Source organism: Candidatus Nitrospira nitrosa (genome assembly GCF_001458735.1).
Classification (GTDB): Bacteria; Nitrospirota; Nitrospiria; order Nitrospirales; family Nitrospiraceae; genus Nitrospira_D; species Nitrospira_D nitrosa.
Genome location: NZ_CZQA01000001.1, coordinates 188,255 through 201,223, shown reverse-complemented (window position 1 = coordinate 201,223; position 12,969 = coordinate 188,255). Strand labels below are relative to the sequence as shown.

13 protein-coding genes are annotated in these 12,969 nt (G+C 54.9%); 3 read left to right on the top strand and 10 right to left on the bottom strand.

Going from position 1 to position 12,969, the window contains the following annotated elements; translation table 11 throughout:
* Window positions 1-5 precede the first annotated feature (5 nt).
* The 3 genes from ftsH to COMA1_RS00985 all read right to left on the bottom strand — a co-directional run bounded on the left by ftsH (window position 6) and on the right by COMA1_RS00985 (window position 4,702).
* Window positions 6-2,168, bottom strand: coding sequence for an ATP-dependent zinc metalloprotease FtsH (ftsH, locus tag COMA1_RS00995; protein ID WP_090742513.1), 2,163 nt, complete (start codon window positions 2,166-2,168; stop codon window positions 6-8).
* A 621-nt stretch (window positions 2,169-2,789) separates the two neighbouring features.
* Entirely contained in the window at window positions 2,790-3,467 is a 678-nt protein-coding gene (locus tag COMA1_RS00990) for a transposase (RefSeq protein WP_090742510.1), read from the bottom strand.
* 929 nt (window positions 3,468-4,396) lie between these two features.
* A complete protein-coding gene (locus tag COMA1_RS00985) occupies window positions 4,397-4,702 on the bottom strand; it encodes an RNA recognition motif domain-containing protein (protein ID WP_090742507.1) in 306 nt (101 codons plus the stop codon).
* Between the two features lie 273 nt (window positions 4,703-4,975).
* Here COMA1_RS00985 and COMA1_RS00980 point away from each other — a divergent pair, with 273 nt between their 5' ends.
* Entirely contained in the window at window positions 4,976-5,875 is a 900-nt protein-coding gene (locus tag COMA1_RS00980; protein ID WP_090742504.1) for an integrase core domain-containing protein, read from the top strand.
* A 47-nt stretch (window positions 5,876-5,922) separates the two neighbouring features.
* Here the strand turns inward: COMA1_RS00980 and COMA1_RS00975 are convergent, their stop codons facing one another.
* The 4 genes from COMA1_RS00975 to COMA1_RS00960 all read right to left on the bottom strand — a co-directional run bounded on the left by COMA1_RS00975 (window position 5,923) and on the right by COMA1_RS00960 (window position 9,234).
* Window positions 5,923-6,219 carry a hypothetical protein gene (locus tag COMA1_RS00975; protein ID WP_090742497.1) on the bottom strand — a complete coding sequence of 99 codons (297 nt, stop codon included), beginning with the start codon at window positions 6,217-6,219 and terminating at the stop codon, window positions 5,923-5,925.
* Window positions 6,220-7,041: 822 nt separating this feature from the next.
* A complete protein-coding gene (locus tag COMA1_RS20520; protein ID WP_141654172.1) occupies window positions 7,042-7,314 on the bottom strand; it encodes a hypothetical protein in 273 nt (90 codons plus the stop codon).
* Between the two features lie 58 nt (window positions 7,315-7,372).
* Window positions 7,373-7,744 (bottom strand): hypothetical protein, encoded by a 372-nt coding sequence (locus COMA1_RS00965; RefSeq protein WP_090742492.1) that lies wholly within the window; start codon window positions 7,742-7,744, stop codon window positions 7,373-7,375.
* A gap of 857 nt (window positions 7,745-8,601) precedes the next feature.
* Window positions 8,602-9,234: a LuxR C-terminal-related transcriptional regulator gene (locus COMA1_RS00960; protein ID WP_176697759.1), complete on the bottom strand. Its 633-nt coding sequence runs from the start codon at window positions 9,232-9,234 to the stop codon at window positions 8,602-8,604.
* Between the two features lie 421 nt (window positions 9,235-9,655).
* On the opposite strand from COMA1_RS00960, the gene COMA1_RS00955 reads away from it, so the two are divergent.
* Both COMA1_RS00955 and COMA1_RS00945 read left to right on the top strand, forming a co-directional pair.
* Window positions 9,656-10,141 (top strand): thermonuclease family protein, encoded by a 486-nt coding sequence (locus tag COMA1_RS00955; protein WP_090742486.1) that lies wholly within the window; start codon window positions 9,656-9,658, stop codon window positions 10,139-10,141.
* A 634-nt stretch (window positions 10,142-10,775) separates the two neighbouring features.
* Window positions 10,776-11,276 (top strand): NUDIX domain-containing protein, encoded by a 501-nt coding sequence (locus tag COMA1_RS00945; RefSeq protein WP_176697758.1) that lies wholly within the window; start codon window positions 10,776-10,778, stop codon window positions 11,274-11,276.
* Window positions 11,277-11,414: 138 nt separating this feature from the next.
* Here the strand turns inward: COMA1_RS00945 and COMA1_RS00940 are convergent, their stop codons facing one another.
* The 3 genes from COMA1_RS00940 to COMA1_RS00930 all read right to left on the bottom strand — a co-directional run bounded on the left by COMA1_RS00940 (window position 11,415) and on the right by COMA1_RS00930 (window position 12,912).
* On the bottom strand, window positions 11,415-11,717 hold the full coding sequence (locus COMA1_RS00940; protein WP_090742477.1) for a hypothetical protein: 303 nt from the start codon (window positions 11,715-11,717) through the stop codon (window positions 11,415-11,417).
* A 166-nt stretch (window positions 11,718-11,883) separates the two neighbouring features.
* Window positions 11,884-12,231 carry a 4Fe-4S dicluster domain-containing protein gene (locus tag COMA1_RS00935; protein WP_090742474.1) on the bottom strand — a complete coding sequence of 116 codons (348 nt, stop codon included), beginning with the start codon at window positions 12,229-12,231 and terminating at the stop codon, window positions 11,884-11,886.
* Between the two features lie 273 nt (window positions 12,232-12,504).
* Window positions 12,505-12,912, bottom strand: a complete 408-nt coding sequence (locus COMA1_RS00930) for a hypothetical protein (RefSeq protein WP_141654171.1) — start codon at window positions 12,910-12,912, stop codon at window positions 12,505-12,507.
* Between the last annotated feature and the right edge of the window lie 57 nt (window positions 12,913-12,969).

The following is a 12,969-nucleotide window of genomic DNA, read 5'->3' as shown; positions in this document are numbered from 1 at the left end:
GATATTCATGCCACCGGTTGCCCGGGAGAGGGGTCAGTGCTCCTGCTGCGGGCATCGGGATCGGGCAGCTTCCCAGTCTCTAGGGCCGGAGCATGAGGGAGCCCGGTCACATCGAGAATCTCCAGTTCGTTGAGTGTCTCGCGTGCAAGCAAGGCTTCGGCAAGCATATCAAGTTGCTTGCGATGCGCGGTGAGAAGCCGACGGGCTGCGCTGTAGCTCTCGTCGATAATCTTGAGCACCTCAGCGTCGATGACTTTAGCCGTCTCTTCGCTGAACGGTTTCGCGTCTCCGTAACCGTTCAGGCCGGTTAGATAAGGGTTCTCCCTTGGTGCGAGCTGCACGAGGCCAAGCCGCTCACTCATACCCCAACGTGTGACCATTCGACGGGCGAGACCCGTGGCTTGCTCGATGTCGTTTTCGGCCCCGGTGGTTTTGGTCCCGTAGACAATTTCTTCCGCGGCACGCCCTCCCAGCATTCCAATGAGCCTTGCGCGCAAATAGGCTTCCGGATAGTTATAGCGGTCACTGTCCGGGCGCTGATAGGTGACACCAAGAGCCTGCCCGCGGGGCACGATCGTCACCCGGTTCACTGGATCTGCGCCGGGCACGACGAGTCCGAGAATGGCGTGCCCCCCTTCATGATAGGCAATGCGTTCCCGGTCGGATCGGCTCATGAGAATCGGGCGCTCTGGGCCGAGCACGATCTTCTCCAGCGCGTCGAGAAAGTCTTTGTGATGGACCTCGTGTTGCTCGCGGCGAGCTCCCAGTAAGGCGGCTTCATTGACGAGATTTTTCAGATCGGCCCCCGAGAGCCCCGGCGTCAGGGCCGCTAGGTTTCCCAGTACGGCGTCCTGCGCGAGCGGGACATTGCGGGTGTGGACTTTCAGGATCGCCTCTCGTCCTGTCTTGTCCGGGAGATTCACCACGACCCGCCTGTCGAATCGTCCTGGTCGCAGGAGGGCTTTGTCTAATACGTCAGGCTGGTTGGTAGCCGCCAAGACGATGATGCCTTGCCGACTTGAGAACCCGTCCATCTCGGTCAGGATTTGATTCAGCGTTTGCTCCTGTTCGCTGGATCCGCCGATTGCCATCTGCCCGCGTGCGCGCCCGATGGCATCGAGTTCGTCGATGAACACGATCGCAGGAGCATTCTCACGTGCCTCCTTGAAGAGATCGCGCACCCTCGCAGCGCCCACTCCGACGATCATCTCGACAAACTCCGCGGCGCTCATCGAGAAGAAGGGCACCCCCGCTTCTCCTGCAACAGCTTTTGCGAGAAGCGTTTTCCCTGTTCCCGGCGAGCCCACCAGCAACACCCCTTTCGGAGCGGTCCCTCCTAGGCGGGTGTATTTCTTGGTATCCTTGAGAAAGTCCACGATCTCGACCAGCTCATTTTCGGCTTCGTCGATGCCGGCCACATCTTCGAAGGTCACCTTCGTCGTTTGCTCCTGGTCATAGCGGCGGGCTCTGCTCTTGCCCATGCCCATCAGACCTCCGCCCATCATGCCACCGCCTTGTTGCGCAGCCCGACGGAAGAGCCAGATATAAAAGCCGATGAAGAGCAGACCCGGGCCGAAGCTAAAAAAGATCGTTGCCCATGGGTTCGCACCTTCTTGAATAGGTTTCGCACTAATCTCGACCCCGTTCGAAATTAAGAATTGTTCTAAGCCAGGGTCTACGAAAGCAGGCAAGGTCGTCATGAACACACTGATTGTTTGGGACAGGCTACCGGTGCTTCTACCGCGGTCGTCCGTCGATTTGATCTCACCGCCGGGTATTGAATTCTTTTCATTCTTTGTTTTCGTCTCGCCGCCGGATCCCGAGTCCTTTTCTCCCAACGGCTGATATACGATTGAAGTTGTGAATCGGCCCGTAATAGTGTCCCCTTGACTGTAGATCGCCGCGACGTTTCTTTTTCCAACTTCCTGCTTGAAGAGGGTATAGGGCACTGTGATCGGCGCTTCCGGAGTAGGGATCAGAAGCCTTCCAAGCAGGAAGTTCGCGACCAGGATGAATACGAACCAGAGCCATGTCTTGCCCGGAGGCACGTTTGCCTGCTCCGTATTCTTTCGGGAACCAGACCCACTATCGGCTGGTTGGAGGCGTCTGGCAGGTGTGGATGTGGAATCTCTGCTATTGCGGCCAGTCTGCTGTTCCGTCCTGCTCATGGTGATATCCTCGCACGTACTGGTTAGTAGTCAGCGTAGGTGTGTGCAGCTTTAGGTAACTCTAACATTTCCCTTCTTTCGCAAACCATAGGGGGAAGGGCGCAGGTAGGCTGCACCCTAGACTAAAGAAAGTCTGCGCTCTCCATTCATAACCTCCCTGCGCGAAAGGAGGAAACGAATTGTCTGCGACCGGGGAAGCCGATGCGTCGGTCAAACAGAATCAACAGAGGTCCGGTGTTTCCGTCCACGCACCGGGGATGCTCGTCTGAATAATAAATGGGGCTGGAGTAGCTACGCGACCCCTGGCGGCGTTACGTATTAGCAAATAATCTACCTGCGAAAGAGTCGAATGTTGATCCAGCTCCAGCAGAAGCTCTTGGAGCATTGCGTGGCAGGCACGACTGCACGGGCGGCGGCGCTGTTCGTCGGAGCTCAAGCGAACACCGCAAATCTGTTTTAGCAGCGGGTGAGACAGCTCATCGCCAGCACGCAAGAGAGTTATTTGCTGGCTGGTGCGATTGAAGCGGACGAGCGTTATTTGGGCTGGGTGCGTAAGGGCCGACGAGGTCGTGCGCAACGGGGAAAGTGCCCGTTTTGGGTGTATTATAGCTAAGTTCATAGTTACTGATAGGCTTTGATGATTTCATCAAGGGACGCGGTTTTCTGATACTCTCTGCGTTTCTTCAGAACGGCGAAGTCGTGGTTGATCGGGTTGAAGTCGGGAGAATTCGACGACAGGAACAGCAGCGTGGCGCCAGTTGTCTCGATGAGCTGCGCTGTTTCGGGCGAAGTATGAAATACGGCGTTGTCCATGATCACGAGGTGGTGGGCATTCAGCCGTGGGCACAACCTCGTCTTGAGCCAGGCATTGAAGAGCGCTGTATCGTAGGTTCCATCGAATAGGTACGGTTCTTCGAGTCGCCCGTCCATGCGAGCAGCAATCAGCGAGGTGCGTGGCCGTCGATACCCAGAAACCAAGCCGTCTACACGCTGGTCTTTTGGTGCATACCCCTGGCGCCGCGTCGATGACGAGAGAAACCCATATTCATTGATGTAGACGGGCTGTTTGCCGCGACGGAGGAACCGCTTTCGTTGAAGCGGGCCGCGCCCGTGGTACCTCCGTCTTTTTTTATGGGGCACCACCAGTTTTCGCAGTGCGTTCCAGATGTAATATCGGGAGACCTGGAAATGCCGAGCCCGTTCTGCTTGTATCCGATCAGGGTGGTCATCTACATGACGGCGCAACGCACCCCAATCCAGCTGGTGGGGCCGCCGTGGACCGGATCGCTTGTAGGCCACGCCGCAGATTGTCAGTGAGTTGTTGTCGTTCTACCCAGGCAGGGTGATGGTTTGGGTCATTGATTCGGACGAGTGAACAGGCAACGGATTGGATACCGTTTCCCGTCTCTGACTAGGAACGACACGTAGAAATACCCCAGTTATCCTGCGTGGATCAAAACTGGCCCTGATGAGCCCTGTCCTGGGCCTGAGAGGACAGGGCTCATCAGGAATGAGGATCTTACAACTCGGCTACTTGCCCTTCAGATACACAATCACTCCGCCGATCCCAAGTGCCACGATGACGAATGCAAACGTAAGTGTATTGACGTCCATGGTTGCTCCTTATCTTGTGTGCTACGAACACGCACTGTGTGGTTTATGACTCTCCATCAATTGAGCGATGCTTGAGGGCTCGAGAGTTTCTTTGCGAGACCTGATGTCTTTGTGGTTTTCCCACCTCAACCGTTCACATGCAGATCGATGGCGTACTGCCCGCATAGGTCGTCAGCTCAGTATTCACCTCGGATTGCGAGGGCACAGCGGACGTAGCTGCTTGCTAGGAGAGCCTTAGCCGTGAACCGCCAAGCGTGACTGCCGACTGATCGATGAAATCGCGCAGGAACAGTATGGGGAGGGAAGAGCGCGAGGGGCAGATTCAATACAACTTCACTCTACCACATCGGGTTGTAGATAGCGAATGCAGTGCGAATGGCTGGTGGATATTGCGCGGAGGGGAGTTTCATAAAAGATCACAACGACATGAGACGGCTCATAGCCAGGGCAGAGAATACTGTGCCGATGAGCGAACGGTAGCATGAGTAGAGTAACCGGAGATGAGAGGTCAAACGTGAAGGGCCATCTTGAGTCTTAATGCCGATTCGACACTCACCGACGGGGCGCCTCAGCTGAGGCGCCCCGTCGGTGAGTCATCTTCAACGTGCTTGGCGTTAGAAGCGGCTACGCTTCGGACCACTGCTAAAACGACCACCACCCCCAGACCGAGGTTCCATCGGTTTGGCCTCATTGACGGTTAAGGATCGACCATCCATTTGTGACCCGTTCAAGGCTGTAATGGCGGCTTGCCCCTCTTCAGCGGTCGACATTTCGACAAAGCCGAATCCGCGAGATTGGCCGGTAAACTTGTCCGAGACGATCCGGGCAGACTCCACGGTCCCGTGTTCGGCAAAGAGGGTGGTCAGTTGCGACTCAGTTGCCGCGTACGGCAATCCGCCGACATATAACTTTAAACTCATGAGCATCTCTCCTTCAGAAATGATATTGACCGAGACTCGAGAAATGGTGCGTGAGAGGAAGGAGAGGGCCGAAGACGCGACCGGAGAGGCGGCTTAGGTCAGACTTCCGATCAGATTTCCCGGCAGGAACAACATCGGTGATGGGCCATTGTCATCTTGTTTCATGCGAGGCCCTGCGCGATGAAGTCTAGGTATCCTAGCAGGTGTCGGCGCAAATAGCTATCCGGCGCATTGTTGCCGTAAATATCCGACAGTCCAGAGTAGACTCTGGACATGGACACAAGAACTCGGATCATTCTTGCAGCGGAACTGGCGACTCAAGGGCTCTCCGTTTCCGCGATCGCGGGCCAACTTGAGCGCCATCGAGAAACCATAGGACTCTGGCTGAAGGCGGTTCGAATCGAAGGACTCTCTGTCTTTCTGGATCGCTATGCTGCGGCCAAGACGGGGCCACGTCCGGCACGACAGGTCCCGGGAGCGGTCAAACGCCTTGTCTGGGCGATTCGCGCCCGTGAATACGACTGCTGTGGGCAGAAGATTCAGTACTTTCTGGCTCATGAACAGCATATCCATCTCTCTGTTCCCAAGATCTATGAAATCTTGGCTGAACGATACGTCTTACGGCCTCGGGGCCGGACCAATCAGCCACGCGGCGTTGTGCCGATTGCCACGGCTCCCCGCGCGGTCATTCAGATGGATACCGTGGTTTTTGGCGAGGTCTTCGCCTTTACCGGGGTGGACATCTATACGAAGGAAGCGGATGTCGTTCTGCGGACCGGACTAACAAGCGAGGATGGGGCCATGTTTTTGCGCACAGCCATGACTCGCCGCTTTACCGGGCCTGTGCAGATCATCCAGACCGATGGGGGCTCAGAGTTCAAAGGCGTGTTTGCCCAACAGGTGCTCCAGTATTGTACACGACATCGCATCGCCCGTCCCTATAAGAAGAACGAGCAGGCGTATATTGAGAGCTTCAATCGAACCCTGCGCAAGGAATGCTTGGGGTGGATCTCCTATCGAGTAGAAGAACTGCCCACACTCCAGGGCGAGGTGCGTGCATTTCTGGACCGGTATCACTATCATCGGCCGCATCTTGGATTCACCCCGATGCGACCGCCGTTATCGCCAAGCCGTGAAGGACCTGACGGACTGTCGGATATTTACGGAGAATAGTGCGTCCGGCGTCTCAGGCAACCTGGATTCCGTGACCCATCGAAGAATCACTGGTTGCCCGATGATCGTGGCCCATGCCAGATCAGGTAGGGTGGTTTCTTCATCGACTCACACGCGTTGGGGTAGAGACGCAGGGTATAGCTGTATGCCTGTTCTTGGGCAGTCAGGCATGTAGATGAAGCGAGGAGGTGACTCGCGATATTGCGGAAGTCCGTGCGATCATCGGTTTCGACGACCGTATAGACTGAGCAGGAAAAGTCGCCCTCCTTCGAGCATTCCGTACTGATCGCGAGGTAGGATCCATCCGAAAACGTCATGAGTGGTTCTAGATTCAGACGGCTCATCTCGATTCCTTTCGTTTCAGGGGATTGTGCGCGCGGGCCAGCTTAAGCGGAGAAGCGCGATCGGTAAGCCATATGCCCCATAGTCCTTGATTTCACTCACTAGCCAAGGCGTAAGGATATGGTCGTGACCGCAGAAGCCTGAACCTTACGAGAGGGTACCGGGTCAGATACCGTCTCTAGCAGGCTGTTGACAAAGCCCGCCAGCGGCGTTCTCGCCTCACTCAGAGGCTCAACGTACGGCAGAGAGTACGATTCCCCTCTTCATTCGCTGCGGCCTTGCTGGACAGCCTTTCTGAACAGCCTGCGGGCCACTCTGCTCCCGTTGGAGACTTTGAATGCTGTGCGTTCTCAGCTTGGTGAAAGTGTTTGTCAACACACTGCTGGCTATTCATCGAGAACTGCCTGGAGAATTCTCTCGACGATCGTACGTGAAGCGCAGCTGCCCGATGTCAACTCCATTACTGCGGAGAAGGGGCTAGAGAGACAATCGCGTTCTCAATCCCGCATGCTACTCTCATGAATATGAAAGTATTGCGCTGTCTATGGTTTTCCTATGCTGGAATCAACCATAGGCAACTACGAGGGATGGCGGATTCGTTCAATAGAGCGGTGCTTGAGGACCCCACTGTAAACCAGCCAGATCTGGGTCCTCACCTTCTTGGGCTGGGCGGTCCGGTTTGTTTGCCTTCCGCTCTATACGGCGCGCTTCTTTGTCGCGCTGCTTCTGTTGACGTGATTTTTCTCGGTCTCGCTTAGCGGCTGTAGTTTTTCCTGGTCCTCCGATGATAGCCTCCTTTCGGGTGCAATGTGCGGACGTTCAGGTTATGACGACGAAGCAGGATTCCGTTTGCGGGCAGGCCCCGACCGCTTCGCGCCTGGTCCTGAGCGCCCATCCTGCTGTTGGGAACGGGATACGGTATCGGGACTCAACCCCTGACTGGCGGCTGATGTAATTTGACGACGAAGGTCTTCAATCGACGTGGCCGATGACGATCCTGCCGGGTCTTGGAGCCCAAGCTTTTCCCACCGTACCTTGGTTCGAAGTACGACTCGCCTCCGCTTATTCGGGGATTTCGTTCCCCATGATGTCTTCATGCTAGCTCCATGTGACAGGTTCAGGTGCAAAATCGATGGTTCGATATCTGCGTGACCATCACCGAGACTTTTGACGGGACGCCGACGCCTTGTCAGTCGCAGCCACAAACCGATCTTCCGGAAGGACTGCGCGAAGTCGGGTGGTGAGAGAGCGACGGTACAGTTCAGATTCACGACCGACCAGAACTAACTGGTTGGTATCGATCAGAACATTCAGATGTTGCTCCGAAACCAGCAATCGCGTCCCACCTTCCACCTTGACGCGATACTGCGTTTTTCCGTCGGGATTACGCTCCGTCCCGGACACGATCTCTGTAAGTCCGTCGATAATCCCTTCGTAGGCTTCCGATCGATGACGCACTCGTGTGCCGTTTGGAATGCGGACCCAATGCTCTGCGGGTGCTGGTCGGGTATTGCTCGCTGTTGTCATAAAGAGATCCTCTCCGAAAGTCTAAGGTGCCTGGTTCGGCTCGTGGGGCTGATATCAAACACTGTGCTCTTGGGGATTGTATCTGTCACTACAATCCTGCCAGGCGCAGGCCGTGGCATCCTCACACGCCCCGCAATGGCTCACAGGAAAATCTTGCCCAAGGAATTTACTGCTGACGATCGCGCAAGCACAGAGTTCGGAAGGGATGGGCGCGAGGAGCAAAATTCGTATCCAGTAGTGTAGCATATCACGGCTATAATTGCGAATGCGCAGTCACACCAGGGACCTGGTGAGTCAACGGAGACATCTTGTCACTATCATACCTTGCGTTAATCAGACCATCGTCGGACAGGGTATGGATTGTGGCGGAAGTGGGATGAGGCGGTCCCTGACGAGGGTACACGGACATCCTCACGGAACGGGGGAAGTCGCTAAGCCTGGTGGCTGATTACGGCAGGAAGATAGAGATTGCCAGAACTACCAGCCGGCGATGGCTCCGGCAGAATTCTTGGCGGTCAAGACTGAGGGGTTTTCCTCCGCATGGTCCTCGACCTTGTGCGCTACTCAGTCCGCAAAGCTGACCCTCATCAACACAAAGACGTCGACACCAATTAAAAACGCTGCGCACAGGAATGCCCACCCTGGCTCCGATCTTAATTCATCGAGTATGTGTGCCTCACGTATGGTAGGTGACTTCCTTGCGTGATAGATACATGAGAATGATTCGGTGTGTGTTTGGATCGCCCTCCGTGGTTGCCTGAATGTTAAAAAAACCGATTTGTCTTTTCTCCATCGCTGTGAGGGTGGAATTACTGTCTCCGTCGATCGGGTGACGAGGGGGCGGCTGTACGGCAAGGTTACTGAGCACGAAGAAATGCGATAACGGCTTCAACGCGTCCCTCCACTAATAGCTTCTGGTAGATGTGATGCAGGTGTGTCTTCACGGTTTCAACGGAGACGCACAAATGATCGGCAATTTCCTTATTGCTTTGACCAGCCGCCGCACAAGCCAGTATCTGACGTTCACGGTCGCTCAGAGTGGACAGCCGCAAGGCGTTGCCTTCATAGGGGGTTCGTAACGAGTCAGGAACATTGTGTGCGAAGCGATCCGGCAGGATCGGGGACAAAATCGGTTGGCTGTTTGCCGTTGATCTGAGGACGCGTAGGAACTCCGTCCAATCGGCGTCTTTGAGGATGTATCCAGCAGCACCAGCCTTCATTGCTGCCACGATTCGCGCATCTTCATCGTACCGAGCTAAGAGAAGAACTCGCGTCTTGCGGTGGTACTTGTGGAGGAGGTGTGTGATTGATGCCACGTCAAGATGCAGCATGTCCACGTCGAGTAACACGATGTCGGGGCTGTGTGCCATCGCGAGCCGACAGACTTCTTGTGTATCGGAGGCCTCGAGAACGTCGGTAATGTCACGTTCCCTCTCCAGCAGAAGGTGCAGACTCTGTCTGAACAGGCGCTGTGCTTCGGTGAGCAGCACACGGATGGATCCTGACGATACTCCGTGTTTGGAATGACCCTGGGCAGCTCTCTCGCGATGGTTCGACGTAGAACTCCCCCTCCCTTCATCGTGGACCACAGAGACACAACGGTGGAAGGTTTTGTATCAGGCACACACAAGCACGGTGAGACCTGGTCGACAATTCAATGAGTCGATTGACAAAAGAGAACGACGAGGAGGACCACACTCGACAAGATCTGCTAAGTTGGTCTGCTGTTTTCCGGACACACATGAGAACCACCTCCTATTTGCTGAGGCGGCATCACATTAGCAATCTACGCTTGATGCGACACCATGGTCAAGGCTTGGGCATGGCGCGTCATGGACTGGATCGCTTAGTCGCTGCATGAAATTGGGAAAAGGTTTGCTGAATCAGCGGAGCTCGGTAGCATAGAGCGTCATGAGACTCTCTTCCGCCATCGTGGGAATCTTGCTGGTCATGCCCGTCCAGGCCTTAGCTGGGACGGAGTTCGTCGCACGGGTGCTGACCGTACATGAAGGCGACCGTGTAACGATTCACTATCAGGAAAAGAACCAGATAGTGGCTCTTCGCGATGTGGATTGCCCCGAGCTGAAACAACCTTATGGGAAGCAAGCGAAACATGCCGCGGCGGCGTACCTCGCCAATCGCGATGTCGTAGTGAGGGAACTGAAGAAGGATCAGCGGGGCCGCATGACAGCCGATATCTTACTGACAGATGGGCGAAACATCGCCCATGAATTGGTCAAAGAGGGACTTGCCTGGGTTCTGCCTGGTGAAGTCCACGATCCGGCTCTCAAGGATATGGAAGAACTCGCGAGAGCTTCCAAGCACGGCCTGTGGTCTGAACCCGATCCTATCCCACCGTGGAAGTGGAAACCTCCCATACCAGCTCGCCACAATTAGAAATAGACAGAGCCGAAGTCACTTTTCAGACGAATGATTAGTCGGACGATCTTCATTCCCCATCTTCTGTGGATATCTATGTGGGCAAGTTCTGGTTGCCAGGTAAGATGCCACGAATAGCGCGTGAATTTATCAAAGTGCCTATTTTATAGGCATCCGCTCTCGAGCCTCTGTACCACAAGGAATAGTGGTCTAAGTAGACGTTCCTGATTCTATTGCATATTCCTAGAAAAATCGTCTGAGGTTATCCACTCAGTCAGACCGATACCCATGCTATGCCCAATCTACTGACTGGCTATCCACAGGTTGTAAAGTTTTCTGGGGATGACGTTCTCTGCAGCAGGAGTGTGGATTCATTTCTGTCAAGGGGTGAGCTTCAGAAAGACGGCTCTATTTTGATCGGAAAAACAGTCTTTGGACCAGGCCTCCTGTCCATGTCCAACCGGATGAAATCGAAGAGCATTGTATACATTGAAGCTATAGCGCAGGGGAGTCTCGCTGATTCCATCCAGTTTGAACGATGGCTTACGGCGTCATGTTGAATCTCTCCATGCAACCACTACCTTGTCGTTGCTGATTCGAGCTGGTAGTTCGGCTCGCTTCTTTGGGTGGAATGCCGTACTCTATCGAGCGTATGGCAACTCCCGAGTTTATCAAGTCTCTCCGTGAAAAAATCGGAACGGACTTGTTGCAAGTGCCGACGGCAACGGTCCTGGCCTATGACGATCAAGGGCGGCTGTTACTCGTCAAGAATATTGCATCGGGGCTGTGGGGGCCTCCGAGCGGCATCGTCGATCCCAACGAGCTGCCGTCGGATGCAGCGGTACGAGAAGCCTGGGAGGAAGCGGGAGTATTTGTCGAACTCACGCATATTCTGGGCGTCTTTGCAGGAATGCATTTCTCAGGTGTGTACCCGAATGGTGATCAGCTATCAGTGGTGGCCACGGTCTTTGCGGGAAAGCTGATCAGCGGCATGCCACGAGCCGACCATGAGGAAACTTCCGACGCGAGGTTCTTCTATACGAGCGAGATAGAGAATCTGTCCTGCTATCCCCATTTCCATGCGATCCGTCAAGCCAGTAGTCAATCCCAACCCTACTTCAAACCGGCAACCTGGCGTCCGCACGGTCTATAGGCGGGTCTTGTTTGCCCCCTCTATCCAGTATGTCGCTGCTTCCTACGGGGAGTTTATGGAGGGGCACATTCATGTTCAGGTGGAAAAGGCTAAGGCGAGCAGCCGGCAGGAGTGAGGCGGACAGAGACTTCGTCTGGCTTATGGTTCGTCTTTTGATGATTCTTCGCTCTGTTTGAGCCAGAGTTCCAGCAGTCTGGTCTCGCGTTCAGACTGGGAGATGTGCTCCAACGCAAACGCACCAGTCAGGCGATCTTCATAAAACGCCCGTTGCTTGGCGTAGGTTTTCTTAAAGGCTTCGGTCTTTAGGGCTTTCCAGTTCGTGTCGGAGATTCCGGCCTGGGACCGCAAAAGGTTGATCTCGATGGCTTGGAAGGCAAAGACTTTAGCTAATACCTTGATGACGGTCGCATTGGTCAGGAATCGGGGACCCTTTTCAGACATAACTCATCGCTTCAGTTGCGGTGGGGCACACAAGCCTGGACCGATGCCGTCTCTCCGTCCTGCGGGCGATACTAACTGACTCCGTGCCCTTGATCCGTGAGACGCATCAAGGGCACGAAGAGTTTTTTAACAGCCTAATTCAATCGAAATGCCGACGCGGAATCGCTCAGTTCCGAACCCCGCTCCACACTTTTGCCGGATCGATCGACTTGTCTGGATTGAGGGTCTTGGCCTTTTCAAGCAAGACATCTGATCCCTCAGGATAAGCCGGATCAGAAATACAACAGTTATCGACCGGGCAAACTGCGGCACACTGGGGTTCGTCAAAATGGCCGACACATTCGGTGCACCGATCATGAGCGATCACGTAAATATTATCGCCCACGCCTTGACCGTCACCCACATGCAGACCCTTTTCTTCCGCGCCGCTGCGCGTTTCGAAGATCGCCTCGTTCGGACATTCCGGAAGGCAGGCGCCACAGTTGATACATTCGTCGGTAATCAGCAATGCCATGATCCTGGTCTCCTTCTGCTCTAAAGATTAAACCCGGCGTTGTATATTCTTTTCTCCCTAATTGATGCAAGCGTCAAAAAAATCAACGAGGAGCATATGGTGCACTTTCGCAAACGCATCTGTCAATGCGGTGGTCCGAAAGACGGTTTCCCGGCAACGATAACGAATGATGATGAGTGCGACTGGCTTTAGCGATCTGTACTGCGTCTGTGGCGTCCTGGTTCAGGACCAGGGTAGGCCATGTGAGTGTTGAAGACGTAGTCAGCGCAAAAGTTATTCCGGCGGTCCCACAAAGTAGAGGCGCTTTTCTCCTGAGAGATGCTGGGGTTGGACAATGTAGTCCCCTGTCATTGAGGAAATCCAGATGGACTTGGCCAACTCCGTGTTTCCGCCAGTCACTGTCCACGCGAGGCCACTCACAACACCTCCGCCGATGGCATAGGCGACTTTCATGGCGCCATAGGGCATGCTCAGAGCCCAGCAGGCGGCTTGGAGCCCCGCAGCCTTCGGGCTAGCTGGGTTTGGCGAGATCGATTGGCTTGCATGTGCGGTACTTATCTCGGATATACCGTCACCATGGGCCAGGGCTGAATGCGCTGTCATGAGTAAGGTTGAGAGCAAGACAGCTCCGACAAGCAGCAGCCGTACGGCCAGCATAGGTAGAAAACGATGTGCGCGCATAGTTGTTCTCCAGTGGTGTGGGCGAGTCAGGAGGAGCACACCCTAAACAAGGGCGTA

Excerpts from the sequence above, each read along its gene's own strand:
- COMA1_RS00935 (WP_090742474.1), bottom strand. The coding sequence starts at position 12,231 with ATGGCATTGCTGATTACCGACGAATGTATCAACTGTGGCGCCTGCCTT.
- ftsH (WP_090742513.1), bottom strand. The coding sequence starts at position 2,168 with ATGAGCAGGACGGAACAGCAGACTGGCCGCAATAGCAGAGATTCCACA.
- COMA1_RS00945 (WP_176697758.1), top strand. The coding sequence starts at position 10,776 with ATGGCAACTCCCGAGTTTATCAAGTCTCTCCGTGAAAAAATCGGAACG.
- COMA1_RS00965 (WP_090742492.1), bottom strand. The coding sequence starts at position 7,744 with ATGACAACAGCGAGCAATACCCGACCAGCACCCGCAGAGCATTGGGTC.
- COMA1_RS00940 (WP_090742477.1), bottom strand. The coding sequence starts at position 11,717 with ATGTCTGAAAAGGGTCCCCGATTCCTGACCAATGCGACCGTCATCAAG.
- COMA1_RS00955 (WP_090742486.1), top strand. The coding sequence starts at position 9,656 with ATGAGACTCTCTTCCGCCATCGTGGGAATCTTGCTGGTCATGCCCGTC.
- COMA1_RS00980 (WP_090742504.1), top strand. The coding sequence starts at position 4,976 with ATGGACACAAGAACTCGGATCATTCTTGCAGCGGAACTGGCGACTCAA.
- COMA1_RS00985 (WP_090742507.1), bottom strand. The coding sequence starts at position 4,702 with ATGAGTTTAAAGTTATATGTCGGCGGATTGCCGTACGCGGCAACTGAG.
- COMA1_RS00975 (WP_090742497.1), bottom strand. The coding sequence starts at position 6,219 with ATGAGCCGTCTGAATCTAGAACCACTCATGACGTTTTCGGATGGATCC.
- COMA1_RS20520 (WP_141654172.1), bottom strand. The coding sequence starts at position 7,314 with ATGAAGACATCATGGGGAACGAAATCCCCGAATAAGCGGAGGCGAGTC.
- COMA1_RS00930 (WP_141654171.1), bottom strand. The coding sequence starts at position 12,912 with ATGCGCGCACATCGTTTTCTACCTATGCTGGCCGTACGGCTGCTGCTT.